We start from the raw sequence: 24,676 nt of genomic DNA, 5'->3' as shown, positions 1-24,676 counted from the left end.
CAATCGGCTTGCCCCCGGTACGTTTTACTTCGACCCCCGTAAGTGGTGTGGTATGGCATACACCGATCTCGACACGCTCGTCGACCTCGATTCGACCGCGCTCGTCGTCGTCGACGTCCAACGGGCCTTCGCCTCGCCGGACAGTCCGCTCACCGACGCCGGGCTCGACGTATCCGCTGCGGTCGAAGCGGTTCCCCGCGTTCGGGAGCTGCTCGCGCTCGCGCGCGACGCTGACCTCCCGATCGCGTTCACGCGCTCGTATCGACGTGCTGACGGCCGCGACGCACCCGAAGCGGTGTACGACGTCCTGCCGAAGATCAACCGGAGCGGCGATCCGATCTGCCGCGCCGGGAGCGACGATGTCCAGTTCGTCGAGGGCGTCGAGCCCACAGACGACGACCACGAGTACGAGGTTCACAAACAGCGCTACGACGCCTTCCACGGAACGCCGCTCGAGTACTACCTCCGCGCGGAGGGCGTCGACACCCTGCTCGTCTGTGGCTTTACGACCAACGTCTGCGTCGAGGGCACCGCTCGCGGGGCGCACGAGCGCGGCTTCAACGTCGTCCTCGTCGAGGACTGCTGTGCGAGCTTCTCCGCCGAGCAGCACGAAGCGGGGGTGCGGAACGTCGAGATGCTCCTCGGAACGACGGCGCCGCTCGCGGCGGTCGGATCAGCGCTGTTCGGGAAGCCAGCAGACGAACTGTCGGTCGCCGGCGACTGAGCGATAGTTGCGTTTGCACCTGATTGCGCATCCGATCGCACGCTGTCGCGCGTACTCTGTGACGAATCCGGTATACGATCGTCGGATCTGCGATGAAACATCACCGTTGTGACTCTTCACTGTCGTCCATCAGCGACGAGATGATGAGGCGCTTGGTTCCGCGTCGAAGGAGGCCACTGGCTGCAGGCTGAGAGATATCCAACTCAGCGGCGACCTCGCTGAGTGTCGCGTTCCGCGGTTCTTCGAAGTACCCCGTTTCGACCGCGACGAGGAGGGCTTTTCGTTGGCTGTCGGTTAACCCCGCGTCCGTGTTACCCAAACTCGCGTATTCGTTCACGCGCAGTAACTCGATATCAATATCATTCTGCTGCGCATAATCCCAGAGATCGGCCAGACCCGTTCGCTCGGGCATCCATACGGTTATGATCCAAGCGTTTCCGTCGTTCTCCATATCGAGTATGACGCCGTTCGCGATCGAGATAACCGGTGAGAGGGTTTTCGCGTCGTCTGAGTACTCGAAGCTGTAGATCGCCTCTTGGTTTCTGGTTTCAATAACCCGTTCGAATGCGCTGATGGTGTCATCGTTTCGTAATCCTGCCTCGAACTGGGGAAAATCAGACGACTCTATGTGATAGAAGAACTTTCCAGAAGTCGGATCAGTTCCCGCCTCTGACACTGACTTGACTTTCGAACTTCGGTCGTGACAGACCGTCTCCGTGAGGACTATGTCGGGATGCTTGACCCGGAAAACCGCTCTAACATCGGTCATTGCTTGTAGAGTAGTAGATTTCGACACACTAAAATTTGTAATTAATTGTGTGTCGAGATGCGTGGGAAAAATATCCGTTGCGACGATCACAACCGAGCCTCAGTGGGGTCTTATACTCAGAGACAGGGATATTGATACACTCCCGGTGGATCAATTGTTTCGAGTGCCGACCAGATTACTGAGCGGATCTTGCCGAGTGTCCCGAAGTAACGGTTTCCAAGAGCTTGTTTGAGTTGCTTCCAGTACTCTTCTGTCGGGTTGAAATCAGGCGATCCCGTCGGGAAATACACTAACTCGATTGGTTCTTCGGCGGTGAAGTACGACGCTTGATCCAACAGTACGACCAGTTTTTCACCGAACTCTGCTTGGAGATGCTTCAGAAAGCGGATCGTCACCTCACCGGTGAACGATCCGCCACACTCCAAGACTGTCGTGTTTCCGTACTCGGTGACTGCCCCAAGGAGATTTCACACCCTTGCGAGAGGCCGACACGCCAACTGTCGGCCTCTCGCCAACCGGATACCACGCCCTGTAGAGGTCTGCTCCAACTGCTTTCCGTGTTTGATCAATCGTGACGACTGTTGCATCCTCGTCACGCTGCCCTACTTTTTTCGACTGTCTCCTCGAACTCTTCCCGTTCGGCTTCGTCAGCAGAAGCTGGCTCTGGCCGGGGTCTCTTCGGCGAGACCCCGGCCTTGTGCCTGAGTCTTCGGACGTGCCGGCGAGAGAATGCAACGTCGAAGGCTTCGATAATTGTGACCGTATGTACTCCAACTACTCCGTCACCATACGGAGGAATCCAATAGTTCCCGGTATAGCCAAAAATACGAGAACAATCACGGTGAGTATCATAACTGTGGGAATGAGTGAAATCGGATCAAGTCCCGGTTCTAATTTCAATAGTGTTGATGGGAGCGAATTGATAATTTCCCATTTTGCGGACGTGATTTCCTGAACAACTCCGTGTCCAAGAAGATACAGAAAGATGAACACGCCGACTACAGTCTCTTTTGTAATGTCAAGCATACAGGGAATAGTCCGGCTTCAGATTTAGTTTTTTGACTGTGTGGTGCTGGAGGAAGGTGGAGACCGAATAAGCCCCCTTCCCGTTGTTTGTGCTCAACACCAAATGGATCCAAGATCGATCAGGTGGTCTCGTAGGTAGGGTTATTCCGTAGTGATACGTCGGTTCCGTAGTTATGGTCAAAAAGAAGGAGCCGAACGAGGGAACACTCCCCTGTATGGTCTGTGGTGAATCTCTGAACTATCTGACTACGTCTCATATGGGGACTCACAATAACGAAAAACCACAAACGGTCCCCGAATACCGCGATTGGGTTTCAGAGAACTCCGCGTTAGATCGAGATCATCCGGCTATCGACTCAAATCAGTTACTCAAACCCCAACTATGGCGGGAGAACGAGTATCTCTTTGAAAACTGGCAGGATTGGTAGTTGACGTGGCTCTGAAATAGTATCAACACCACTGGATTAACCCCGACTTTTGTGTCTTTTTCGGGTGGGAGTGGAAGGCTCCCCTTTCTTGTCGAGTCACATATTATCGAGTGCGTCCCGGCGGTCTCCCTCCGGGTCTTGATCGTATTGCATCGTCGTCATCGGACTCTTGTGGCGTAGCTGGGATTGAGCCGCTTTCAGATCCTCCTCCCGAGTCATATACGTCCCTGTCGAGTGACGGATCGAGTACCAGTAACGGTGCGGTTCTCTTTTGGGATCAAGAGCTACTGATTGTCGAGATTGAGCCAGCTGATAGTGAACCGTTTGACTTCGAAGGGTGGAATCCAGAATCAAGATTGGTCCAGACGAGGAATTTTCGGATGGGGTCAGCGGGCTAACGTAGTTGTATAGTAACGAGCGATAGGTTAATATTGCCGGAAGGTTAGATCCATTCGACCGCAACACGGTGGCGGGGCGTCGTCGATCAGGGGATGGGATCAAATCTGAGGTCTTTTGGCCCCAACCTCTAAAATTCCGGTAGTGTGGCTGTGCAGTGCGTTTTACCGACTGAAAGGAGGTAATGGGGCCGGAGGGATTTGAACCCCCGATCGACTGATATCTCCGGTACGCGCCTCGGTACTCCAGAGGGTCGTCGTCGCGAACCGATGATCAGTCGGCCGCTCGGTATATCAGTCTGGAGTGTCGTCACCGGGCGCAAGCCTCTGGAGTCAGTCGCCATGCCGGGCTTGGCCACGGCCCCTGAGCGTGCAACCGTCCGTATGCCCATACCGCATAAAGGAATTACGATCGGCCGACGGCCGACTGAACCCCGGCGCGCCGGATCGGAATCGACGGCGGAGTCAGCGGTCAGTGTCCGACCACGAACACTCCTGACATTTGTACGCCGTCACGAACTCTGTCACGCTCGGCATATATCCGACGGAGATGACGTTGCCGCCGCACTCCGGACAATCCATTTCGGCGTCTTCGATGGCCTCTGCCTCCATCGGGGCTTCGCCCTCGACGAGTTCGGCGAGTCGCTTCGGTGTGACCATTCGCCCCTCGACGACGCGGTTGCTCATATCACAGAGAGGATGCGGGGGGTGGTAAATCCGTCGCGGGAGGGCGGTCGATCGGGGGAGGCACAATCAGAGCCACGGGGCCCGAGAGCTCCCCTCGTCGGGATGGTCGAGGCCGGTGTCGCTCCCGCCGGAATCGCCCTCCGGGACCGAGTCTCCACCCGATTCGTCCCCGTCGGCATCGCCGCCGTCGGCGACGGCCGCACTCGACGGCGCGGCGGGCGCGTCGACATCGCGACCGTCGTCTCCGTCGGAGCCGGCCGTCACTGCGTCGGCAGCGGGACCTGCGCCCGGATCGTAGGCGAACAGCGCGGTGACGCCGAGGACGCCCAAGGCGACGGGGGCCTGCGTGGGGAGCAGACCGAGCACGTCGATGGCGAGCATACCGAGGGCGACCGAACTCCCGAACCGGAAGCGATCGAGATCGACCGCCCCGCGGAGGTGCGGCCCGAAGAGGGCCACGGAGAGCGCGAAGCCGACGCCGGTGCCCGCGGCTGCGACCGCTCGAGCGACCGTCTCGACGTTCGGTTCGACAACGAGCGCGGCGCCGCTGAGGTCGACGCTGGCGATCAGTCCGAATCCGATGATGATGCCCGGCGAGGGAAGGTACTCGCCGACCTTCGAGGAGGCCGTCTTCGCCGCGACAGCGAGGATCACCAAGCCGGCGAAGCGGTGGAACACCTCGAAGCTCAGGACGCTCCGTAGCGTCTCCGCGAAGAGCGCTTCGAGCCCGGCGATGGGGAGCAAGAGCGCCCCGAGCGCGAGCACGGACACCACCTGCTCTCTGCGCGTACCGTCCATCTCCGCGAGGATCACCGCGACCGTCGCGGACCCGCCGAAGATCAGCAGCCCGGTCTCGATGATTCCGAGCGGACTGCTGAGCGCTCCCGCGATGACGAGCGCCGGGAAAATCCCGTCGATGAGCGGCAGCGCCATCACCGTCGCGAGGAGTCGGGTCCCCTCGCCGACCTGCCGCTCGAGGCGGAGTGCGACCGGGTGACGAGAAACGCTCATCCCGAGCTAACGGCCGTCACCATCGGCCTGGCGGCGATGCGGGCGCAAGCCCGACGGCGCGTGGCCGCGGGGCCGCCCGAACACTCCGAGCGAATCGAGCGCGGGGACCGTCTGATTCCCGCGTTTGAAGAACTGCATCGGTGTAAATGTAAAGTTCGCATCGAATTCAGCCGTCGGCTGACCGGCGATGCGCGATGCAGTGGGACACTCGGAGTCCATACTCGAACAGTGAGGGAGAGGAATATTAAACGTTGTGTGGGACAAGCCAACACAGGGGTTGGGGTATTTCGAATCCGACCGGATACAGTTTCGGTTCGTCAGGAAAACACCCGAGATATCCAACGATTCTTCCGTTACTCCGGTCGTCACCGGCGATATTTGCGAGGTAGACCTCAAAACAATATCCAAGAACGTGTATATATTTGTCTGTTGCTTGGCATCGATCATCACTGCCGTGATGTCTCGCAACCCTTTTGTCGGTTCCCTGTGGACCGTTTATATGGCGAACGACGTTCCAGAAGGCGGTTCCTTCTCGCAGAAGTTACAGGTGCCGGAGGCGTTGACGTTTGATGACGTGCTGCTCCGGCCGATGGAGAGTCGCGTCGAACCCGACGCTGCCGACGTTTCCACGCGCGTCTCGAAGAACGTGGAGCTGAACATCCCGATACTCTCGGCGGCGATGGACACGGTCACCGAGAGTCGGATGGCGATCGGTATGGCTCGAGAGGGCGGTCTCGGCGTTCTCCACCGCAACATGGATGCCGAGCGGATGATCGAAGAGATCGAACGCGTAAAGCGGGCCGACGAACTGGTCATTCGACGCGAGAACGTCGTGACAGCGAGCCCGGAGCAGACCGTCCGCGAGGTCGACGAGATGATGGAGCGACAGGGCGTCTCCGGCGCGCCGGTCGTCGACGGTGACGACAGCGTCCTCGGGATCATCTCGGCCACGGACATTCGCCCGTATCTCGAGGTCGGCGAGTCCGACGAGGTGCGCGAGGCGATGACCGACGAGGTCATCACGGCGACGCGCGACGTCGGGGCCCGCGAGGCGCTCGAACTGATGTACGACCACAAGATCGAGCGCGTTCCGATCGTCGACGACGAGAGCCATCTCGTCGGACTCGTCACGATGCAGGGCATCCTTCAGCGTCGCGAGCACGAGAACGCCGCCAGAGACGGGGACGGCCGCCTCCGCGTCGGCGTCGCCGTCGGCCCCTTCGAGGCAGACCGCGCCGAGGCGGCCGACGACGCCGGGGCGGACGTGATATTCATCGACTGCGCGCACGCGCACAACCTCAACGTCCTCGACAGCGCTCGAGAGATCAAAGGGGCCGTCGGCGCCGACGTCGTCGTCGGGAACATCGGCACCCGCGAGGCCGCCGAGGCCGCCGTCGACTTCGCCGACGGACTGAAGGTCGGGATCGGCCCCGGCTCGATCTGTACGACGCGTGTCGTCTCGGGGGCCGGAATGCCGCAGATCACCGCCGTCTCGGAGGTCGCAGACGTCGCCGCTCCCGAGGGCGTCCCCGTCATCGCCGACGGCGGAATCCGGTATTCCGGCGACGCCATCAAGGCGGTCGCCGCCGGCGCAGACGCCGTGATGCTGGGTTCGTACTTCGCCGGGACCGACGAGGCGCCCGGCCGCGTCATCACTATGAACGGCAAGAAGTACAAGCAGTACCGCGGGATGGGCTCGGTCGGCGCGATGAAGTCCGGCGGCGGCGAGCGGTACCTCAAGGAGGCCGACGAGGACGAGGAGTTCGTCCCCGAGGGCGTCGAGGCAGCCACGCCGTACAAGGGGACGCTCGCCTCGGAGCTCCACCAGCTCGTCGGAGGGATGCGCTCGGGGATGGGCTACGTCGGCGCCGAGACGCTCCCCGGGTTCAAAGAGCGCGCGGAGTTCGTCCGCATCTCCAGCGCCGGTCAGACAGAGGGGCACCCCCACGACGTGATGATCACCGACGAGGCGCCGAACTACAGCCCCGACAGCAGCTGATCTCGACGAGTATCAGAACTGGGGTTTCAAGGGGTATCTTGATATGCCCTCGCGCATCATTCGTTCATATCGGTGTCCCCGGGACACCCAGAACTTACCAATGAGCGCTGATTCGCCGCTGGTGCTCGTCGTCGAAGACGAGCCGGACCTCGCAGACCTGTACGCAACGTGGTTGAGAGACGAGTACCGCGTCCGCACCGCCTACGGCGGGCGCGAGGCGCTCGAAGAGCTCGACGACGAGGTCGACGTTGTCCTCCTCGACCGACGGATGCCGGACCTCTCGGGCGACGAGGCCCTCGAGGGAATCCGCGAGCGGGGCGTCGACTGCCGGGTCGCGATGGTCACGGCCGTCGAACCGGACTTCGACATCGTCGAGATGGGGTTCGACGACTACCTCGTCAAGCCCGTCTCCCGGGAGGCGCTCAAGGAGACGGTCGAGAACCTCCTGCTCAGGAACACCTACGACGAGGGGATTCAGGAGCTGTTCTCGCTGGCCTCGAAGAAGGCGCTCCTCGAGGCCGAAAAGGACGCCGTCGCGCTTGAGGGGAACGAGGAGTACCAGACGCTCACCGGACGGGTGGCAGAGCTTCGGGAACAGCTCAACGAGACACTCGCGCAGTTCGACGACGAACACGACTTCGCGGCGGTGTACCGCGATCTTGGTGAGAGCTTCGGTCCGGGTAGCGACGGCGGCGACAGCGGACGCTGACTGTTTTCGTCGACCTCGGAAGCGAACAGTTTCCTCGCAGTACGGCGGCGTTCCTCTTGTTTCTCCCCGCACGCGCGATCGCGCAACGACGTGGGAACCGCGGCGCGATTGCCCTCGATTGACGCCTCGATGACCGCTCGACTGACGCCGAGAGGCATTCTCGGCGCTGTCGGTCTTTTTGTATACACAATATTCAACTAAATTAATATAATATCATATCAGAAAGTGTCAGAAAAATTTATTTTAAAGCGCGATGAGGGACCAATTGTCATGTCCGACGATGACACCAACGCAGTCGCACAGTACCTGGCCGACCACCCGCGCGCGATGGGAATCCTGTTCACCGCCCTGCTTCTCCTCTCACAGGCCGGCACGGTGGTTGCGGGAGCCAACCACGGCGCTATCTCCGGTCCCTAATTCAAAGCGTATCCAACGATAAGTCGTTACTCCACCGCAGCGATCCGTCGATCAGTGTCGGTATGTTCTCAAGCGAGAGGAAGTCCTCCAGTTCCGAGTCTGACAACACGAAGACGTCAGCTGTGCCAGACGAGAGGTAGTACGTGTTGTTGTCCGGAATGTACGGGACGACCAGACTGCCGAGTTCGTACTCCGCCGAGGGGTAGGTCCGATAGTCCACCGCGAAGCCGTCGTCCGACCGCGTGATCTCACACATATTCGGCAGCGCGCCTTGCACCTGCGCTACCGAGAAACTCCCGTCGCCGACGACGATGTAGTCGCTCCCGATGTAGCTGTCGCGCTTTGCGATATCCAGCGAGATCCGAATCGGAAAGCCGTAGTTCAGCAGTCGCGCTAGGCTCTGCCCGATGTCGACCGCGCCGCTGTTAACGACCTCGCTCAGGGTGACGATTCCCGCGATCGCGCCCCGCTCAATGAGCTCCATCCCCTGCTCGTACGACTGACACGCGTTGAGGAGGAACGAGTCGACGCCGACGGTGTCGACAGTCTCCACGTCGAGTGCGCCGTCGGGGCATTGAAACCCGCTCTCGTCGATGTGCCCGATGTAGTGGAGGAACTCCGTATTCGCCGCGAGGACCTCCCTGAGCTCGTCGACCGGCAGTTCGTAGTGGGTCCGGACCTCGAACGGGAGCTCCTCGCGGGAGCCGTACACCGCCTCGACCGCGTCGCGCTCTTCGGCCATCTTCGGGTCGTTGCAGACGACGGTGATTCCGATGTCGCCCTCGACCGGCTCCCGCGACAGTCGGTTCCGGTACGCCTGCAGCGATGCCTTGCTCGCGCCGATCGGGATGCCCGGTCCGACCCACGCCTGTTCGAGCGAGTCGGTCTCGGGGGGCTGGACGTACGTCCGCTCGGCTTCCGGTCGCCGGGTCTCGGGGCTCCGAGAGACGCTCCGGGTGCTCGCGCTCCGCGTGAACTCACCGGGCGCGGCGGCCGCGTCTGATTCGGCGGGGCCGCCACGATCGGACAGTGGCGAAGCGGCGTTGGCGGCTGTCGTCCGGCCCCGGAGGAATCCGCCGACGGCGCTCGCCTGCACGGCCGACCCCGATGCCGGCTCCGAGGCCGGCGTCGTGACGACCGCGAGGTCGTTCGCGACGAACGGGAGCAGCTCCACGTTCGCCGCGGTCGGCGCGACGTGCGCGGTGAGCTTCCACTCCGGAATGTGGGGTTCGACGGTCTCGTACGGGATGTCGAGGTACGCCTCGAGCTGCGCGCCGGTCGGTCTGTCGTAGAGGTCGGCGAAATCGAGCCCGAGCGCCGAACCGAGTTCGCGACGCTCGTGGAGGTCGACCTCGTAGTACCCCTCTGTCCGCGTCAGGCAGTCCAAAAAGAACGTCTGCTTGAGGACACGCTCGACCGAGGGCTCGAACGCGTCGGCGGAACCCAACTCGTGCGCGAAACCCTCGTCGGTCACGATGCGGGGCGATTCCCCCGGCACGACCGCTGCGCCGAGGTAGTACGCCAGCGGCGCGACGACGTAGACGTGTCGGCGGGTCGACGGCATCTCGATTCGGACGCCCGTCTCCGGCGGCTCGAGCCCGTCGGGGGCCTCGAACCGTGAGCCGCGCTCGATCAGCGGCGGATGGCCCCGGAGCGTCGGGTACGACCGCTCGACGCTCGTGGTCTTCAGCGCGGATCCGAGCAGAGAGACCGCGCGCATCATCTCCTTCGGACGGTCGCCCGTCCGTATCGTCGCCGCCGGCCGCTTGTGATGCGAGCGCGCGCCCACGATCACCTCGGTCTCCTCGCCGAACTCCAGTCGCGTCCGCGTCGCGTCCGAAACGACCCGAAGCGGCGCGTCGACGCGGACGTACAGTTTGATCGGCGCGAACAGCTCGATGCTGTAGGTCCCGTCCGGGAACGACTGGTCCGCGAAGTGCTCGACCTGCGCGAGCATCTCGCTGTCGCCGTCGCGGACGCAGACCGCGACCACGGTCTCTAGGTCGATTCGGTCGGTCCGAACGCGGACGGCCGCGTCGGCCGGGAACCGGAACGCGTCGGGATCGGTCTTCCGCGGCTGCACCTGCTCCGGCGTCGAGAGGACGAACTGACTGCGCTCGATCGGATCAGAAACGACGACGCCCGCCGCGTCGGCCGCGGCGTCGAACGCGATCTGGAGGTGATCCGATCGGTTCGCTGCCGCATCGTCAGTCCCCCGCCCCCGGCGACGTCCGAACCCATCCATCGTGCCAATACTTCACTCACTCGGCAAAAAGCGTACTGGTGCTGTGCGCCGACGTCGGTCCCCCCGAGACCGTCCTAATCGAGGTCAATCGGCAGCCACTCCGAGGCGACCTCGGAGTCGCGGAAGTGCCACCGCTGCTGCGCTTCGGTCCCGTCGAGCCGCAACTCGACAACCGCGTCGAAAAGCGGGGCGAGCAGCTGGGTCGTCTCCGAATCCAGCGGCTTCGGCAGCCTGACGTGTCCCATTCCGCCGGCCAACCGAACGTTGTTCGCGAACACGTGGAGGAAGCGAAAGACCGTCTGTTCGTCGTACGTCGACAGGAGCGACACGACGCAGTCGAAGGCGACGCGCAACTCCGCGGCGGCGAGCCCGCCGGCGACCGCGTCGAACTGTTCGATGGCGTCGGCGATTTCGATCCCAATATCCGCGATCGATCCCTCGACGACGGTCGTCACGTCTGCCGGTCCGTCTCCGGCACCGACCGGTTCGACGTCGATTCCGCCGGCCTCAGCCCCCGCGTTGATCCGGGTCGGCGCCGCTTGATCCGCTCCCGAAGACGGCCCGAGCTCGAACGCCGAGGCGGTATCAGGGCCGTTCTCAGCGGCAGTCGAGCGGTGCGAGACGGCGTCGAACTGCAGTATTCGCGTCCACTCGGGCGTCCACTGCGTGACGTCTTCGAGGCGGCCGTCGATTCCCGTCGGTTCTTCGACGACGAGGCGGCGCCGCGGCTCGCCGTGCGCCCCGCCGAGCATACACTTCGACGCCCGTGCGTAGACTTCGTCCGGTACTGCGCCGACGACCAGCAGCGCGCTTCCGCGAGATTTCAGTTCGTCGAGCGCGGTTGCAACGCCCACGGTGGCACCGACGGCTGTGCCATCGGCACCGCCACCCGTTTCCATTCGTCCCAACGCAGGATACCCTCCCAAATAATACTTTGTGGTTTGAAACATCGGTTCGGCTCACTCGGAGCCGACGAACGATTCGATCCGGTTCAGCGCCTCCTTGAGCTCACTCATCCCGGCGGCGTAGGAGACCCGCAGGTGACCCGCGCCGCACTCGCCGAAGACGCGGCCCGGGACGAGCGCGACGCGCTCCTCGCGGATGAGCGCCTCCGCGAACGCCTCGTCGTCCTCCCAGCCGGACGGACACTTCGGGAAGACGTAGAACGCGCCCTTCGCCTCGAAACAGTCCATCCCGAGCTCGTTGAAGCGCGAGATGACGAACTGGCGACGCCGATTGAACTCCCTCCGCATCTCCTCGACGTCGTCGTCGCAGGACTCAAGCGCCTCGATCGCGGCGAACTGCGCGGTCGTCGGCGCCGACAGCATCGTGTACTGGTGGATGCGATTCATCGCGCCGATCACTTCCGCGGGACCGAGCGCGTAGCCCAACCGCATTCCCGTCATCGCGTACGCCTTCGAGAAGCCGTTGAAGACGACGGTCCGCTCTCGCATCCCCGGGAGCGTCGCGATCGAGACGTGTTCGTCCTCGTACCGCAGCGCCGCGTAGATCTCATCGGAGAGGACGAACAGGTCGTGCTCGCGGGCGAACTCGGCGACCTCCGCGAGCTCCTCGCGCGTCATCACCGCGCCCGTCGGGTTGTTCGGGTAACAGAGCACGAGCGCCGACGCCTCCTCGGCGCCGGCCGCTTCGAGGTCCTCGTACGTGAGGACGAAGTCGTTCTCCGCGCGCGTCTGTACCGGTACCACGTCGCCGCCGGCGAACGACACCGTCGGACCGTAGGAGATGTACGAGGGCTGCGGCACGGCGACGGCGTCGCCGGGGTCGACGAGCGCGCGCATCGCGAGGTCGACGGCCTCGCTCGCGCCCGTGCTGACGAGGATCTCCTCCTCGGGGTCGTACGACAGGTCATAGCGCGTCACGTGCGCGGCGATCCGCTCGCGGAGGTCGCGTCGCCCCCGGTTGGCGGTGTACGACGTCCGGCCGCGTTCCAGCGAGTCGATCGCGGCCGCGCGGGCGGCCCACGGAGCCGAGAAGTCCGGCTCGCCGACGCCGAGGGAGATGAGGTCGTCCATCTCCTCGGCGAGCTCGAAGAAGCGCCGGATCCCCGACGGCGGCGTCTCCCGCGCTCGCTGGGAGAGCGGGTTCTGTCTCGTCTCGTTCATGGCGAGACGGAGAGGCGCTCGTCGTCGTCGCCGTCGCCGAAGTAGACGCCGCGCTCTTTGTACGTCGTCATCACGAAGTGCGTCACCGTCTGGGTGACCTCCGGTATCGGCGCGATCTGCTCGGAGATGAACGTCGAGACGTCGTGCATCGACTCGCCCTCGACGTCGACGGCGAAGTCGTAGCTCCCGGAGATGAGCCGCAGCGACGACACCGCGGGGAACTTCGCGATCCGCCGCGCGATCTCCTCGTAGCCGGTCTCGCGGTCGAGCTCGACGTTCAGCTCGACCTCCGCGCGGACGTGCGGTTCGTCCACGCTGTCCCAGTCGACGACCGCCTGGTAGCCGCGGACCGCGCCGTCGGCCTCCAGCTCGTCGACCAGTGCCTCGACCGTTGCTGCGTCGACACCGAGTTGGCGCGCGATGTCCTCGGTGCTCTGTCGAGCGTCGCTCAGCAACAGGTCGAGCAGTTCCCGCTTCGCTTCCATACGGAACCCGAGGCGGTCCCCATTGAAATGATTTGCTCTCCCCGCGCTCTCGCGGGGGCGTCACGGCGTCGCGTTACCGCGCCGCCGCCCGTCGCGTTACCGCGCCGCCGCCCGTCGCGTTACCGCGCCGCCGCCCGCGGTGGGAAAGGCCCAATACCCCGGCGCACCGCCTCTCCCACGATGGCCCTCTCGGACGTCTTCGCCTCCCCGCTCGGCCTCGCCGCCCTCCTCGCGGCCGTTCCCGTGATACTCCTGTATCTGGTCCGCCCGGACCCCCGCCGGGTGACGCTGCCGACGGTCCGGTTTCTGAGCGACGCCGACGGCACGTCGTCGTCGACGCCGCTACTCGAACGGCTGAAGCGAAGCGCGCTCTTGCTCTTGCAGCTCCTCGCGATCCTGCTCTTCGCGACCGCGCTCGCGACGCCCTACGTCCCGGTCTCCGAGTCCGAGACGGTCGAAGAGACCGTCATCGTCGTCGACGCCAGCGCGAGTATGGCTGTCGAGGCCGACGGCGCGAGTCGGTTCGACCGCGCGATCGACGCCGCGCGGGGCGCGACCACCTCGACGACCTCGGTCGTCGTCTCTGGGGGAAGTCCAGCTGCTGGTCCAGCGCGCCTCGCTGCCGCCGACGGCGACGCTTCGATCGTCCTCCGCGGCGGCACCGGCGGCGAGGCGGAAGAGACGCTCTCCTCGTTGCGCGTCTCGGACGCGCCGGGCGATCTCCGCACGGCGGTCCAGCGCGCGACGAGCGTCGCCGGCGAGAGCGCCCGGATCGTCGTCCTCAGCGACTTCGCCGGCGGGGGCGACTGGGAGTCGGCGGTACAGGCCGCGCGGGCCCGCGGGCTGACGGTCGACCTCCGGCAGTTCGACGCGGGCGGCGCGGGGAACGTCGGGATCGTCGACCGGCGGTTCTCCGGCGAGCGGGTGACCGTCTCGGTGCAGAACTTCGGCGAAGAGGCGGCGACCCGCCGCGTCTCCCTCGGCGACGAGCGCGAGACCGTCTCGCTCGAACCCGGCGACGTCCGCAGCGTCACGCTTCCGGTCCCCGCGGGCGGCGGTGAGGTGCGCCTCTCGCCCGGCGACTCGTTCCCGACCGACGACGTCGCGTACGTCGCCGCCCCCGAGGACGCCGCGATCGACGTTCTCCTCGTGACCAACGACGAGAACCGCTACCTGACGACGGCGCTGTCGGTGATCGATCCGGTCGAACTGACCGTCGCGGAACCGCCGGAGTCGATCCCGGACCCGCCGGGCGAGGCCTACGACGTGGTGCTCTACAGCAACGTCGACGGCGATGCCCTAGACGGCGCGCACGTCGGTGCCGGTCGCGACGCGCTGGCCGCCGGCGGCGGGGTCGGGATTCAGGCACAGGAGCGGCTGCCCGCCGACGCCTACGGCGACCTGCTGCTTCTCGCTCCCGACGGAATGGAGTCGAACCCGACGCTGGCGGCCCCCGCCGAGGACGAACTCACGCGGGATATCACGTTCCCGCCGCCGGAACGGTACGTCCGCGGCGACCTCCGCTCGGGGCGGGCGCTCCTCTCGACGACCGGCGGCACGCCGATCGTCGCGACCGACAACCGCGGGGGCGGGCGGGTGCTCTACTACGGGTACGTCGAGTCCGCCTCGACGTTCAAATACGACTTCGAGTACCCGATCTTCTGGAAGCGGAGCGTCTACGCGCTGGCCGACCGGCGGTCGCTCGCGGAGCTGAACCGCGCGACCGGCGACCGGCTCACGTTCGAGAACGAGACGACGGTACAGACGCCGCGCGGTGAGGTGACGGCCTCCGCGGTCGAGGCGACCGACGCCGGCTTCTACGCCGCGGACGGAACGCGCTACAGCGCCTCGCTGCTCAGCCCCGCCGAGTCCGACGTGACGGCCCCCGATCTCGACTCGGGCGAGACTGGCGACGGCGGACCGACCACCCGCGAGGAGGAGCGGACGGTCCCCAACCCGCTGACCGAGTTCGTCGCGCTCGGGATCGTCGCGGCCGCGATCGGCGAGGTGGCCTTCCTCCGCCGCCGGGGTGACCTCTGATGGTCGAGGCGTCGCTGACGGAGGCGCTCTCTGTCGGACTCGCACGCCCCGTCTTCCTCCTCGCGCTCCCGGTCGCGGCGCTCGCCCTCTGGGCGCTCGTCTTCCGCGACGCGTCGGGCGCGGCGTCGACCCGCTCGCGGCGGTGGTTCCTCGTCGCGCGCGTCGCCGTCGTCGCGCTCGTCGTGCTCTCGGCGGCCGGTCCCTACACGGTCCAGTCTCAGCTGACGGCCGGCGATCCCAGCGTGACGCTTCTGGTGGACGAGTCGGACAGTATGGCCGTCACGCAGAACGTGGACGAGCCGCTCGTCGAGTCCATCGAGGAATCGGGCGTCTCCGTCCGCCGGGTCCCGATCGGCGCGGCGGACTCCTCGCCCGTCGGCGACGCGGTCGCGGCGAACGTGCGGGAGGACGGGAACCTCGTCCTGCTCAGCGACGGCCGCGTGACGAGCGGCCAGTCGCTTCAGGAGACCACGGAACTGGCGCGGTCTGTCAACGCCACGGTCTCGGTCGTGTCGCCGGAACCGCGCACCGCGGAACGGTACGTGACCGTCGAGGGGCCCGAGAAGGTCAGCCTCGGGGTCGAGAACCGGTTCGCCGCTCGGATCGACGGCGTGGGGCCGAACGCCTCCGCGACGGTGACCGTGCGGGTCGACGGCGAGCGGGTGCTCGAACGGACGACGGAGGACGCCCCCGAGACCCTCGCGTTCAATCACACGTTCGAGTCGACCGGCAGCCACACGATCACCGCCGAGACGGACGTCTCCGACCGGTTCTCCGCGAACGACGCCTTCAGGAAGACGGTCCGCGTGGTCGAGCAGCCGCGGATCCTGTACGTCTCGCCGGGCGAGTACCCCTTCCGCGACTACCTCGATCGGCTGTACGACGTCGAGACCGCAGAAGACGTTCCCGAGGACCTCTCGCCGTACTACGCGGTGGTCGTGCAGGACGCCCCCGCCGACGCGGTCGGGAACGTCGACCGACTGCAGGAGTTCGTCATCGGCGGCGGCGGCCTCCTCGTCGTCGGCGGTCCCAACTCGTTCGATGGCGGCGGCTACGGGGGCTCGAACCTCGCGTCGATGCTGCCGGTCTCGACCGGCGAGGGCGAACCGCGCGCGACGACCATCGTCCTCGCCGTCGACGTCTCCGGGAGCGCGGCGGAGGGAATGCGGATCCAGAAGTCCGCCGCCCTGTCGGTGCTGGACCAACTCGGCGACGAGAACGAGGTCGGGCTGGTGGGGTTCAACTACCAGGCGTACCGCGTCGCCGCGATCGACCCGCTGTCGCGTAACCGCGGCGAGCTCGCGGACAAGATCCAGCGGCTCCGCGCGGGCGGCGCGACCGACATCGCCGCGGGTATCCGGGGCAGCGGCGAACTGCTCGGGGACCGGCCGGGGACGGTGATCCTCGTCAGCGACGGCCACGACAACCCCGACGAGGCCGCCGCGGCCGCCTCGCGACTGTCCGATCGCGGCGTGCGCGTCGTCACCGTCGGCGCGGGCGAGCGGATCAACGAGCGGACGATGCAGGCCATCGCCGGCGCGGGCGGCGGCAGCTACTTCCGGGCGACGGAGGCGACGCGGCTCGGCATCCTCTTCGGCGGCGGGGGCGCCCCGGGCGAGTCCGGCCTCGTCGTCCTCGACCGCCGCGCGTTCGTCACCTCGGGCGTCACGCTGACGTCGTCGCCGGCGCGGTTCAACGACGTCACGGTCCGCCGGGGCGCGGACTTCCTCGTCGCCGGCGAGAGCGGCCAGCCCGCGCTCGCGACGTGGCGGTACGGTCTCGGCCGCGTGGCGACGATCACCGCCCACGGCGAGGACGGGACGCTCGACGGCCTGCTGCGCGAGCCGGACTCGCTGCTCCTGACGCGGACGACCAACTATGCCGTCGGCGACCCCGAGCGGAAGGCGACGGGGATCACCGGGATCCCCGACACGCGCGTCGGCGAGTCGACGACCGCGACGTACCGCGGGAGCGAGCGCCCGGACGCGGACACCGATGACGTTTCGTTCCGCCGCGTCGGCGAGGAGACCTACCAGGCGACCGTGACGCCCGCGGAGACGGGCTACTTCGAGGTGCTCGGGGCGACGTACGCCGCGAACTACCCGCGCGAGTACGCGGCGTTCGGCCCGGACCCGTCGCTCGATTCGCTCGTCGACGACACCGGCGGACGGGAGTTCACCGCTGCACAGGGGAGGGAGATCGCGCGGTTCGCGACGCAGCGCGCCCGCGGCGTCCAGCCCGTTCGGACCGACTGGACGTGGCTGTTCCTCGCCGCCGGGCTCCTGCTTTTCACCGCCGAGGTGAGCTACCGGCGGCTTCAAGTTCGTCGCCGAAATACCACGTCTGACGGAGGCCTCCCGTGACGTTCGTCGGTCGTCCCCTGAACCTCGCGCTCGTCGTCGCTCTCCTGGTCCTCGCGGCGGGGACCGTCGGAGCCACGGTGCTGTATCAGTCGGGCGTCTCGGAGGTCGAGACCCAGAACGAGCAGCTCAGAGGGCAGAACGAACAGCTCCGAGAGGACCTGCGGTCGGCGCGCGACCGGATCGATTCGCTCGAATCGCAGGTCGCGGACCTCCAGCGACGGGTGGAGACGCAAAACGAGACGATCGCGGACACCCGCGCGGAGCGCGACCGGTACCGCGAGGACCTCGAATCGCTCTGTGCGCAGTGGCGAGAGGAGAACGACGACGTTCCGGAGGAGTGTGAGAATGTCGAGAGATAGCGACGACGGCTTCCGGTTCGATACCGATTCCGGATTCGAAGAGGGCGAGTCGACGGACGACGCTTCCGACGTTTCGGGCGCTTCGGACACCGATTCCGGGTCTTCCGGGCCCGCTCTCGATGCGCCTGATTCTCTGTCGCCCGATTCGTCGTCGTCGGAATCGCTGTCGCCCGATTCGTCGTCGTCGGAATCGCCGTCGTCGGACCGCATCCGCGCCGCGCTCGCGGAGGTCAGACGCGAGGTACAGAAGGCCGCGGTCGTTCAGGCCGCCGTCGAGGCCGCGCTCGTCGCGCTCGTCGCGAACCTCGCTCTGACGCTGTTCGAGCCGTCGGCGCTCGCCGGCGCCGTCGGCCTCCCGGCCGTCGCGGTCGAACCGCTTCGGGCGCTCCCGCTCCTCGGCGAGTTCGCTCCTCGGACGGTGCAGGTCGCCTCGTTCGTCGCCGTCGCGGCCGGGCTCGTCGCGTTCGCCGCGTCGCTCGCCCACCGGCTCCGACGCCCGCTCGTCGAGCAGTTCGAGTCGGCGAACCCGGTGATCGAGGAGGCGCTGCGGACCGCCCGCGACGCCGTCGACGGCGGAAGCGACACCGAGATGGCCCGCCGGCTCTACGACGACGTCGTCGAGACGCTCGGCGAGACGTCGAGCCTCGACCTCGTCGATGCGCGCCGCGTCGCGGCGACGGTGCTGCTCGTCGCCCTCGTGAGCCTCGCGAGCGTGCAGGTCGCGATCGTCAACCCCGACGTGTCGGGGCTTCTCGGCGGCTCCGGGGACGCCGGCGTCCAACAGCCCGACGACGACGAATTGCAGGACGGCGATCAGATCCTCGGCGACCGCGAGGACGTCGAGGCCGGCGACGACCTCGAGAACATCTCGGTCCCCGGAACCGGGGAGGGGGAAGGCGGCGGGCCGACCGGGCCGTCCGACGGGTTCGGCGGTGGCGGCGGCAGCGGCGAGTTCGACAGCCAGCAGGCCGGCTTCGCGGGCGAAGAGCGGATCGAGGACGCCGAACTCGTCCGCGAGTACAATTTGCGGATCAGGGAGCTCGACGAGGAACGCGACGGCGGCGCGACCACCTAGCTACACGATACTATGAACGCCACGAACGAGGAGATCGACCGGATACAGCGCAGACTCGCCGCCCTCCGCGAGGAGGTCGCAAAGCGGATCGTCGGGCAGTCAGACGTCGTCGAGCAGCTGCTCGTCTGTCTGCTCTGTGACGGCAACGCGCTGATCGAGAGCAACCCCGGGCTCGGGAAGACGACGCTCGTTCGGACGATCGCGGAGGCGACGGACCTCTCCTTTTCGCGCATCCAGAACACCCCCGACCTGATGCCGGCCGACATCACCGGGACCGAAATCATCCGGGAAGTCAACGGCGAGCGGGAGTTCGTCTTCGAGCGCGGGCCGGTGTTCGCGAACATCGTCCTCGCCGACGAGATCAACCGCGCGACGCCGAAGACGCAGGCGGCGCTCCTGGAAGCGATGCAGGAAAAGCAGGTGACGACCGCCGGCGAGACGCGCGAACTCCCCCGACCGTTCTTCGTGCTCGCGACGCAGAACCCCATCGATCAGGAGGGCACCTACCCCCTGCCCGAAGCGCAGACCGACCGCTTCCTCCTGAAAATCCTCGTCGACTACCCCGGCCGCGACGAGGAGCGGGAGATCGTCGACCGGTACACGACCGGCGCGCCCGACCCGGCGGTCGATCGCGTGCTCTCTCGCGACGGGCTCCAGCGCGCCCAACAACTGACGCGACAGGTGCCCATCGCCGACGACGTGCGCGACGGCGTGATCGATCTGGTCCGCTCGACGCGGACGGCCGAGAACGTCGAGTTCGGCGCGAGCCCCCGAGCGAGTATGGGCCTCGTGCTCGCCGCGAAGGCGCGCGCGTTCCTCGAGGGGCGCTCGCACGTCTCGTGGGCGGACGTCGAGGCCATGGCGCACCCGGTTCTCCGACACCGGCTGATCGTCGACTTCCGCGCCGAGCGCGAGGGGATCACGCCCGACGACGCCGTCTCGGACCTGCTCTGAGATGCCGATCGACCCCGCCTTCCTCGACGAACTGGCGCGGCTGGAGGCGTCGCTGCGGCACCGGACCGACTCGCGGCGCCAGGGCGAACAGCAGTCGCCGAACGTCGGCGAGGGGCTGACGTTCAGCGATTACCGGCGATACACGCCCGGCGACGACGTCAGACTGGTGGACTGGCGGGTCTACGCGCGGACGGACGAGTACTTCATCAAACAGTACGAGGCCGAGCGCGACCTCACAGTCCACGTGCTCCTCGACGCCTCCGCCTCGATGGACTTCGGCGACGGCGACGCGAACAAATTCGAGTACGGCTCGAGACTCGCTCTCGCGTTCGCCTACTTCGCGGCCGCGGGGCACGATTCGTTCCGGTTTGCGACGTTCGGCGACGACGCCGAGCGCCTCGACCGCGGCGGGTCGACGCGCGGTGAGTTGCTCGGTCTCCTCGACTCGCTGAACGGGACCGACCCGGGGGGGCGAACGGACTTCGTGGCGGCGCTCGACGCCTACGCCCGAACGATCCGCTCGCGCTCGCTCGTCGTCGTCGTGAGCGATTTCCTCGAGGATCCCGACGAGATCGGAGACGGCCTCGCGGCGTTCGGACGCAGCGACGTGCTACTCGTGCACGTGGTCGCGCCAGCGGAGCGCGATCCCGACGTCGTCGGCGACGCCGTCTTCGAGGATCCCGAGACCGGCTCGACCCACCGGTCGTACTTCGCCGGCTCGACCGCAGCGGCGTACCGGGATCGGCTCGCCGCCCACGTCGACGACGTCGCCGCGCGGGCGCGGACGCTCCGCGCCGAGCACGTCGTCGTCGACACCGATACCGACTTTTTCGACGCCTTCGCCGAGGTCTGGACGCGCCGAGAGGACCGCTGGCGTGCGGGCCAGCGCGTTCCGCAGCGCTGATCGCGCACGGCTCCCGCGCCGGATCGCTTCCGGCGAGTATATTTCGCTCCGGCCGCGACGTTCCGACGTGACCGACTCGCAGAACCGTCGCGTGGTCGCCCTCGTCGCGGGCTCGCACTTCGTGAACCACACGTACCTCGTGATGTTGGCCCCGATCGTGACGGTCCTCGCCGCTCGGTTCGACGTGAGCCTCGCCGCGATCGGCCTCGCGATCGGCGTGCAGAACGCGGTCGTGCTCGCCCTGCAACTGCCCTTCGGGTACGTCTCAGACGCCCACAGCCGGACGCTCGTCCTCGGGATCTCGCTCGTGGTCGGAACGCTCGGCGCGGTACTCACGGCCTTGGCGCCCTCGTACGCGTGGCTGCTCGGCTCGCAGGTGGTCCTCGGGATCGGCGTCGCCGGCCACCACCCGGCGCACTACCCGCTTCTCGCGGCCGTCTCGACCGATGCGAACCGCGGCCGGGCCTACAGCGCGCACGCCTTCGGCGGCGCGGTCGGGCTCGCGTCCCCGTACGCGGTCGTCGCCGCGACGACCGCGCTCGGGTTCTCTTGGCGCGTCGCGATCGGCGCGCTCGCCGCGTTCGGCGCGGTCTACGCCGTTTACTGCCTGCTCTCCTTCCGCGGCGTCGACGAGGAGATCACCCGGCCGGGGCTGCAAGCGCGGCCCGACGGGCGTCCCACCCTCCGTTCGGTCCCCGGCCGCGTGCAGGCGCTGCTCCGGACGCTCGCGGCCTCGCGCGGTATCCTCGCGCTCACGGTCCTCGCCTTCCTCACCTCCGCGGCGGCGTGGACGATCCGCACGTACACCCCGAGCCTCCTCGCGTCGGGCTACGGCCTCCCGGCCGGGACCGCGAACGTCGTCGTCTCCGCGATGCTCGCGATCGGCGCGGGACTGATCCTCGTCGGGGGCGGGCTCACCGACCGGGTCGGAGCCGGGCCGGTCGTGATCGCGAGCTACGCCGTGCTCGCCGTCGTCGCCGCTCTCCTCGCCACGCTCGCGCTGCCGACGCTCGCGCTCGGTATCGTTCTCGTGTTCAGCGGCAGTATCAGCCTCTCCCGCCCCGCGCGATCGGCGCTCGCGGATCAGCTCTCCGCGCGGGCGGACCTCGGCAAGAACTTCGCGATGGTGACGATCGGCATCTCGCTCGGCGGCGCCGTCGCTCCGCCGGTGTTCGGGTTTCTCCTCGACGAAGTCGGGCTGGGGTTCTCCTTCGGGGTCGTCTCCGTGCTCGGCGTGCTCGCGCTCGGACTCGGCTGGCGGATCGTCCGCGACGCGGCGGCGGACGCTCCCCCGACGCCGTCGGCCGCCGACGACTGACCGCGGGAGCGTGCGCTGCCCCGACTACCGTCCCCGGATCGAAACGATGAATCGGTAGATGGTCGGACGAAGAGGTATGAGTTATCTCCCGTGGGCGATCCTCGCGCTCGTCGCGTACTCCCTCGTCGCCCCGTTCATGCGGATCGCGACGACAGGGACGGCGAAGATCCCGAGCAACGTCGCGACGATGATGACGAACACGATCCTCGTGGTCCTGACGGCGGTGATCGTCCTGTACAACCGGGAGGACGCGCTGGGGTACGTGCTCCATCCGAAAGCGGGATACGTCGTCCTCGCGGGCGTCTGCCTGACGGTGGGGATCCTCGCGTACTACCGGGCCCTGTCGCTCGGCCCCGTCAGCGTCGTCTCCCCGATCTTCGGGATGTTCCTCGTGCTCAGCTCGCTCCTCGGGATCGCGTTCCTGAACGAGTCTGTGACCGCGCGGAAGCTCCTCGGAATCGGCCTCGGCCTCGTCGCAGTCTACCTCGTCAGCGTCGAGTGAGACCGCCGGCCGGCAGCCGTTCGCGTCCGCCCGCCGTGCGCCCGGACGAACAACGTATTTCCCCCGCGCCGTCTTAGAGTCGGTATGGTTCTAGTCCAGTCCGAATCGGAGCTGTCGCGGGGCGACGAGGCGCCGGCGTTCGAGCTTCCCGGCGCCGACGGCGAAACGTACTCGCTCTCGGACTTCGGCGATTACGAGGCGCTGCTCGTCGTCTTCACCTGCAACCACTGTCCCTACGCGGAGGCGAAGGTCGACGAACTGAACCACCTCGCCAAGACGTACGACGACCTCGCGGTCGTCGGGATCAACCCGAACGACGCCGAGGAGTACCCCGACGACTCCTACGAGCGGATGCGAGAGCGCGTCGACGACGGCGAGATCCGGTTCACCGCCTATCTCCGTGACGAATCGCAGGACGTGGCCCGCACATACGGAGCCGTCTGCACGCCCGACCCCTTCCTCTTCGAGCGCGACGGCGACGCGTTCAGGCTCGCGTTCCAGTCCCGAATCGACGACGCGATGACGCCCGACGAGGAGCCGACTCGCCACGAGATGCGCGAGGCCGTGGCGGCGCTTCTGGCCGGCGAGGAGATACCCTTGGAGGCGACGCCGTCGCAGGGCTGCTCGATCAAGTGGACTGACGAGTAAACTACCCCACCCTACTCGCTCACGGCGTTGCCGTTCGCTTCGTTGAGGGTGGGGCTTTCGCGTGGACTCCTGTTCTGGCCGCCGTCGGCGGCAGGCTCGTAATCGCCGTTCACATTCAACGTCCCGCGATTCAAGCGCACGTTTACGGGTGCGCCTCCGCCCGACGACGTTTGCGTCGAGCGGAGATACTTCAGACCGATATTCTTTGCCGCGTTGTAGTCAGCGTTCACTTCGTAACCGCACTTCTGGCAGTAGAACCGCTCTTGTGTCTTGCGGTTCTCTCGGAGTGTCGTCCCACACTTCGAACATCGCTGGGAGGTGTAGGCAGGACTCACCTGTTCAACCGAGACGCCGACCATCTCGGCTTTGTACTCGACGTACTCGAACAGGCGTCGGAACGCCCACCCGTGGAACCTCTTGGCGTTCGGCATCCGCTCACGAATGCCGGTCAGATTCTCGAACGCGATCACGTCACAGTCGTATTCGAGGGCTTCCGCGACGAGTTCTTTCGAGACGGTATGTAAGAAGTGGTCGTAGCGGCCCGTCTCGGTGCGTCCGACCGACTGGATGGTTTTGTGAGCGGCTCGCGTCCCGCGCTGGTGGAGTGACCCGCGTCGCTTCTCGAACTCGCGGTGCCAGTGATTCAGCTCTGCGCCGTTCCAGAACGTGCCTGTTGACGTGACGGCGACGTTTTCGATGCCGAGGTCAACGCCGAGGACTGTGCTGTGCTCGTCGTTGCCTTCGTCGGCAGTCTCGAACTCCACATCCGCCTTTGTGCGGACGTGAAGGTAGAACTCGCCGTCGCGGTAGTGGAGTTCTGCGCCCGTTACGTCGTAGTCGTCGTTGAACAGGTACTCCGAGTGGGGCGTCTCGCGGCTCTCGTCGGGAAGGACGTACTCGGCCGTGATGCGGCCTTCGACGGTTGAGAGCGTCGCATGGTCGTCGTTGAACGTCGCACAGCGTTTGTCGTAGACGAGTGTGGGGGCGGAAAAGGACGGTTTCCCCGCGTAGTCGCCTTGTTTCCAGCGGCCGACGACGCTTTGGACGGCGTCGGCAGCCTTGTTGCGAGCATTCTGAACGAGATTCGCTTGTAACCGTGTCTCAGCCCGCACGTCGTCGTAGGTTTTCTGTTGGAGTTGGGCTTTGCTCGTCGTTTTATACTCGCCTTGCTAGGCGTGGTCGACGACGTAGTTGGCTGCCCACAGGAACTCGGAGATAGTTTCATGGAGGAGGTCGGCGTCGCTGTCGGCCACATTGAGCTTGACAGGGACGGTGCGGCGGACCTCCATCCGTACTTCAGATGTATTCTCTTGTTTTTAAATTAGTAACGATTCTGTGAGGAGTTGGCCGACAATCGAACGTGGCTGGTGTAGTGCCGGGGTCGGTCTCCTCTCCGACCTACTCGCTCGCTCCGCTCGCTCCTTGAGGTCGGAGGCTCCACCTTGTATTATGCTGAGCCGGTATCGGAACGGGAACCGCCGCCGCGACGACG

Annotated in this window: 23 protein-coding genes, 1 tRNA gene and 3 pseudogenes; 13 read left to right on the top strand and 14 right to left on the bottom strand. The window is 66.1% G+C overall.

The genetic code is table 11. The features are described 5' to 3' along the window. Positions 1-52 precede the first annotated feature (52 nt). Positions 53-724, top strand: a complete 672-nt coding sequence (locus ACT3HL_RS10080; protein WP_445086698.1) for an isochorismatase family protein — start codon at positions 53-55, stop codon at positions 722-724. Between the two features lie 100 nt (positions 725-824). Here ACT3HL_RS10080 and ACT3HL_RS10075 read toward each other — a convergent pair whose 3' ends face one another. The 9 genes and pseudogenes from ACT3HL_RS10075 to ACT3HL_RS10035 form a co-directional block, all read right to left on the bottom strand. Further along, the gene (locus tag ACT3HL_RS10075) at positions 825-1,493 is read right to left on the bottom strand and encodes a helix-turn-helix domain-containing protein (protein WP_445086697.1); all 669 of its coding nucleotides are present in this window, start codon (positions 1,491-1,493) and stop codon (positions 825-827) included. Between the two features lie 116 nt (positions 1,494-1,609). After that, a pseudogene (locus ACT3HL_RS10070) lies at positions 1,610-1,948 on the bottom strand (transposase); the annotation flags it as partial. 137 nt (positions 1,949-2,085) lie between these two features. After that, the gene (locus ACT3HL_RS10065) at positions 2,086-2,244 is read right to left on the bottom strand and encodes a winged helix-turn-helix domain-containing protein (RefSeq protein ID WP_445086774.1); all 159 of its coding nucleotides are present in this window, start codon (positions 2,242-2,244) and stop codon (positions 2,086-2,088) included. 23 nt (positions 2,245-2,267) lie between these two features. Beyond that, positions 2,268-2,519, bottom strand: coding sequence for a hypothetical protein (locus tag ACT3HL_RS10060; protein ID WP_445086696.1), 252 nt, complete (start codon positions 2,517-2,519; stop codon positions 2,268-2,270). A 524-nt stretch (positions 2,520-3,043) separates the two neighbouring features. Continuing rightward, a pseudogene (locus ACT3HL_RS10055) lies at positions 3,044-3,199 on the bottom strand (tyrosine-type recombinase/integrase); the annotation flags it as partial. Between the two features lie 329 nt (positions 3,200-3,528). Continuing rightward, positions 3,529-3,707, bottom strand: a tRNA-Trp gene (locus ACT3HL_RS10050). A 100-nt stretch (positions 3,708-3,807) separates the two neighbouring features. Further along, the gene (locus tag ACT3HL_RS10045; RefSeq protein WP_445086695.1) at positions 3,808-4,029 is read right to left on the bottom strand and encodes a DUF5795 family protein; all 222 of its coding nucleotides are present in this window, start codon (positions 4,027-4,029) and stop codon (positions 3,808-3,810) included. Positions 4,030-4,095: 66 nt separating this feature from the next. Beyond that, positions 4,096-5,040, bottom strand: a complete 945-nt coding sequence (locus ACT3HL_RS10040; RefSeq protein WP_445086694.1) for a DUF5794 domain-containing protein — start codon at positions 5,038-5,040, stop codon at positions 4,096-4,098. A 6-nt stretch (positions 5,041-5,046) separates the two neighbouring features. Beyond that, complete coding sequence (locus ACT3HL_RS10035) at positions 5,047-5,259, bottom strand: hypothetical protein (RefSeq protein ID WP_445086693.1); 213 nt, start codon at positions 5,257-5,259, stop codon at positions 5,047-5,049. A 280-nt stretch (positions 5,260-5,539) separates the two neighbouring features. Here ACT3HL_RS10035 and guaB point away from each other — a divergent pair, with 280 nt between their 5' ends. The 3 genes from guaB to ACT3HL_RS10020 all read left to right on the top strand — a co-directional run bounded on the left by guaB (position 5,540) and on the right by ACT3HL_RS10020 (position 8,165). Next, complete coding sequence (guaB, locus tag ACT3HL_RS10030; RefSeq protein WP_445086692.1) at positions 5,540-7,039, top strand: IMP dehydrogenase; 1,500 nt, start codon at positions 5,540-5,542, stop codon at positions 7,037-7,039. A gap of 100 nt (positions 7,040-7,139) precedes the next feature. Further along, entirely contained in the window at positions 7,140-7,748 is a 609-nt protein-coding gene (locus tag ACT3HL_RS10025) for a HalX domain-containing protein (RefSeq protein ID WP_445086691.1), read from the top strand. A gap of 270 nt (positions 7,749-8,018) precedes the next feature. Next, positions 8,019-8,165 carry a DUF7503 family protein gene (locus ACT3HL_RS10020; RefSeq protein WP_445086690.1) on the top strand — a complete coding sequence of 49 codons (147 nt, stop codon included), beginning with the start codon at positions 8,019-8,021 and terminating at the stop codon, positions 8,163-8,165. Between the two features lies 1 nt (position 8,166). Here ACT3HL_RS10020 and ACT3HL_RS10015 read toward each other — a convergent pair whose 3' ends face one another. The 4 genes from ACT3HL_RS10015 to ACT3HL_RS10000 all read right to left on the bottom strand — a co-directional run bounded on the left by ACT3HL_RS10015 (position 8,167) and on the right by ACT3HL_RS10000 (position 13,021). Beyond that, positions 8,167-10,410, bottom strand: a complete 2,244-nt coding sequence (locus tag ACT3HL_RS10015; protein WP_445086689.1) for a hypothetical protein — start codon at positions 10,408-10,410, stop codon at positions 8,167-8,169. Between the two features lie 74 nt (positions 10,411-10,484). Beyond that, positions 10,485-11,309, bottom strand: coding sequence for a DUF7504 family protein (locus ACT3HL_RS10010; RefSeq protein WP_445086688.1), 825 nt, complete (start codon positions 11,307-11,309; stop codon positions 10,485-10,487). A 60-nt stretch (positions 11,310-11,369) separates the two neighbouring features. Beyond that, the gene (locus tag ACT3HL_RS10005; RefSeq protein ID WP_445086687.1) at positions 11,370-12,536 is read right to left on the bottom strand and encodes an aminotransferase class I/II-fold pyridoxal phosphate-dependent enzyme; all 1,167 of its coding nucleotides are present in this window, start codon (positions 12,534-12,536) and stop codon (positions 11,370-11,372) included. Beyond that, positions 12,533-13,021, bottom strand: a complete 489-nt coding sequence (locus tag ACT3HL_RS10000; RefSeq protein ID WP_445086686.1) for an Lrp/AsnC ligand binding domain-containing protein — start codon at positions 13,019-13,021, stop codon at positions 12,533-12,535. The genes ACT3HL_RS10005 and ACT3HL_RS10000 overlap by 4 nt, the downstream gene beginning before the upstream one ends. Before the next feature lie 180 nt (positions 13,022-13,201). On the opposite strand from ACT3HL_RS10000, the gene ACT3HL_RS09995 reads away from it, so the two are divergent. The 9 genes from ACT3HL_RS09995 to ACT3HL_RS09955 all read left to right on the top strand — a co-directional run bounded on the left by ACT3HL_RS09995 (position 13,202) and on the right by ACT3HL_RS09955 (position 23,184). Beyond that, the gene (locus ACT3HL_RS09995; protein WP_445086685.1) at positions 13,202-15,061 is read left to right on the top strand and encodes a DUF7408 domain-containing protein; all 1,860 of its coding nucleotides are present in this window, start codon (positions 13,202-13,204) and stop codon (positions 15,059-15,061) included. Further along, positions 15,061-17,424: a VWA domain-containing protein gene (locus ACT3HL_RS09990; RefSeq protein ID WP_445086684.1), complete on the top strand. Its 2,364-nt coding sequence runs from the start codon at positions 15,061-15,063 to the stop codon at positions 17,422-17,424. The genes ACT3HL_RS09995 and ACT3HL_RS09990 overlap by 1 nt, the downstream gene beginning before the upstream one ends. Continuing rightward, a complete protein-coding gene (locus tag ACT3HL_RS09985; RefSeq protein ID WP_445086683.1) occupies positions 17,421-17,783 on the top strand; it encodes a hypothetical protein in 363 nt (120 codons plus the stop codon). Before ACT3HL_RS09990 ends, ACT3HL_RS09985 begins: the two co-directional genes overlap by 4 nt. Beyond that, positions 17,770-18,858 carry a DUF7502 family protein gene (locus ACT3HL_RS09980; RefSeq protein ID WP_445086682.1) on the top strand — a complete coding sequence of 363 codons (1,089 nt, stop codon included), beginning with the start codon at positions 17,770-17,772 and terminating at the stop codon, positions 18,856-18,858. Before ACT3HL_RS09985 ends, ACT3HL_RS09980 begins: the two co-directional genes overlap by 14 nt. A 12-nt stretch (positions 18,859-18,870) precedes the next feature. Further along, positions 18,871-19,812: an AAA family ATPase gene (locus ACT3HL_RS09975; RefSeq protein WP_445086681.1), complete on the top strand. Its 942-nt coding sequence runs from the start codon at positions 18,871-18,873 to the stop codon at positions 19,810-19,812. A gap of 1 nt (position 19,813) precedes the next feature. Further along, positions 19,814-20,716: a DUF58 domain-containing protein gene (locus tag ACT3HL_RS09970; protein ID WP_445086680.1), complete on the top strand. Its 903-nt coding sequence runs from the start codon at positions 19,814-19,816 to the stop codon at positions 20,714-20,716. A 67-nt stretch (positions 20,717-20,783) separates the two neighbouring features. Beyond that, entirely contained in the window at positions 20,784-22,034 is a 1,251-nt protein-coding gene (locus ACT3HL_RS09965; protein WP_445086679.1) for an MFS transporter, read from the top strand. A 76-nt stretch (positions 22,035-22,110) separates the two neighbouring features. Further along, a complete protein-coding gene (locus ACT3HL_RS09960) occupies positions 22,111-22,536 on the top strand; it encodes an EamA family transporter (protein WP_445086678.1) in 426 nt (141 codons plus the stop codon). 84 nt (positions 22,537-22,620) lie between these two features. Beyond that, on the top strand, positions 22,621-23,184 hold the full coding sequence (locus ACT3HL_RS09955) for a redoxin domain-containing protein (protein ID WP_445086677.1): 564 nt from the start codon (positions 22,621-22,623) through the stop codon (positions 23,182-23,184). 11 nt (positions 23,185-23,195) lie between these two features. Here the strand turns inward: ACT3HL_RS09955 and ACT3HL_RS09950 are convergent. Next, positions 23,196-24,473, bottom strand: a pseudogene (locus tag ACT3HL_RS09950) (RNA-guided endonuclease InsQ/TnpB family protein). Positions 24,474-24,676: the final 203 nt, after the last annotated feature.

It is taken from the genome of Halobellus sp. GM3 (assembly GCF_052545375.1).
Note: the sequence above shows the minus strand (reverse complement) of the source record. Positions and strands in the feature narration are given on the sequence as shown.

Excerpts from the sequence above, each read along its gene's own strand:
- ACT3HL_RS10080 (WP_445086698.1), top strand. The coding sequence starts at position 53 with ATGGCATACACCGATCTCGACACGCTCGTCGACCTCGATTCGACCGCG.
- ACT3HL_RS10075 (WP_445086697.1), bottom strand. The coding sequence starts at position 1,493 with ATGACCGATGTTAGAGCGGTTTTCCGGGTCAAGCATCCCGACATAGTC.
- ACT3HL_RS10060 (WP_445086696.1), bottom strand. The coding sequence starts at position 2,519 with ATGCTTGACATTACAAAAGAGACTGTAGTCGGCGTGTTCATCTTTCTG.
- ACT3HL_RS10045 (WP_445086695.1), bottom strand. The coding sequence starts at position 4,029 with ATGAGCAACCGCGTCGTCGAGGGGCGAATGGTCACACCGAAGCGACTC.
- ACT3HL_RS10040 (WP_445086694.1), bottom strand. The coding sequence starts at position 5,040 with ATGAGCGTTTCTCGTCACCCGGTCGCACTCCGCCTCGAGCGGCAGGTC.
- ACT3HL_RS10035 (WP_445086693.1), bottom strand. The coding sequence starts at position 5,259 with ATGGACTCCGAGTGTCCCACTGCATCGCGCATCGCCGGTCAGCCGACG.
- guaB (WP_445086692.1), top strand. The coding sequence starts at position 5,540 with ATGGCGAACGACGTTCCAGAAGGCGGTTCCTTCTCGCAGAAGTTACAG.
- ACT3HL_RS10025 (WP_445086691.1), top strand. The coding sequence starts at position 7,140 with ATGAGCGCTGATTCGCCGCTGGTGCTCGTCGTCGAAGACGAGCCGGAC.
- ACT3HL_RS10020 (WP_445086690.1), top strand. The coding sequence starts at position 8,019 with ATGTCCGACGATGACACCAACGCAGTCGCACAGTACCTGGCCGACCAC.
- ACT3HL_RS10015 (WP_445086689.1), bottom strand. The coding sequence starts at position 10,410 with ATGGATGGGTTCGGACGTCGCCGGGGGCGGGGGACTGACGATGCGGCA.
- ACT3HL_RS10010 (WP_445086688.1), bottom strand. The coding sequence starts at position 11,309 with ATGGAAACGGGTGGCGGTGCCGATGGCACAGCCGTCGGTGCCACCGTG.
- ACT3HL_RS10005 (WP_445086687.1), bottom strand. The coding sequence starts at position 12,536 with ATGAACGAGACGAGACAGAACCCGCTCTCCCAGCGAGCGCGGGAGACG.
- ACT3HL_RS10000 (WP_445086686.1), bottom strand. The coding sequence starts at position 13,021 with ATGGAAGCGAAGCGGGAACTGCTCGACCTGTTGCTGAGCGACGCTCGA.
- ACT3HL_RS09995 (WP_445086685.1), top strand. The coding sequence starts at position 13,202 with ATGGCCCTCTCGGACGTCTTCGCCTCCCCGCTCGGCCTCGCCGCCCTC.
- ACT3HL_RS09990 (WP_445086684.1), top strand. The coding sequence starts at position 15,061 with ATGGTCGAGGCGTCGCTGACGGAGGCGCTCTCTGTCGGACTCGCACGC.
- ACT3HL_RS09980 (WP_445086682.1), top strand. The coding sequence starts at position 17,770 with ATGTCGAGAGATAGCGACGACGGCTTCCGGTTCGATACCGATTCCGGA.
- ACT3HL_RS09975 (WP_445086681.1), top strand. The coding sequence starts at position 18,871 with ATGAACGCCACGAACGAGGAGATCGACCGGATACAGCGCAGACTCGCC.
- ACT3HL_RS09970 (WP_445086680.1), top strand. The coding sequence starts at position 19,814 with ATGCCGATCGACCCCGCCTTCCTCGACGAACTGGCGCGGCTGGAGGCG.
- ACT3HL_RS09960 (WP_445086678.1), top strand. The coding sequence starts at position 22,111 with ATGAGTTATCTCCCGTGGGCGATCCTCGCGCTCGTCGCGTACTCCCTC.
- ACT3HL_RS09955 (WP_445086677.1), top strand. The coding sequence starts at position 22,621 with ATGGTTCTAGTCCAGTCCGAATCGGAGCTGTCGCGGGGCGACGAGGCG.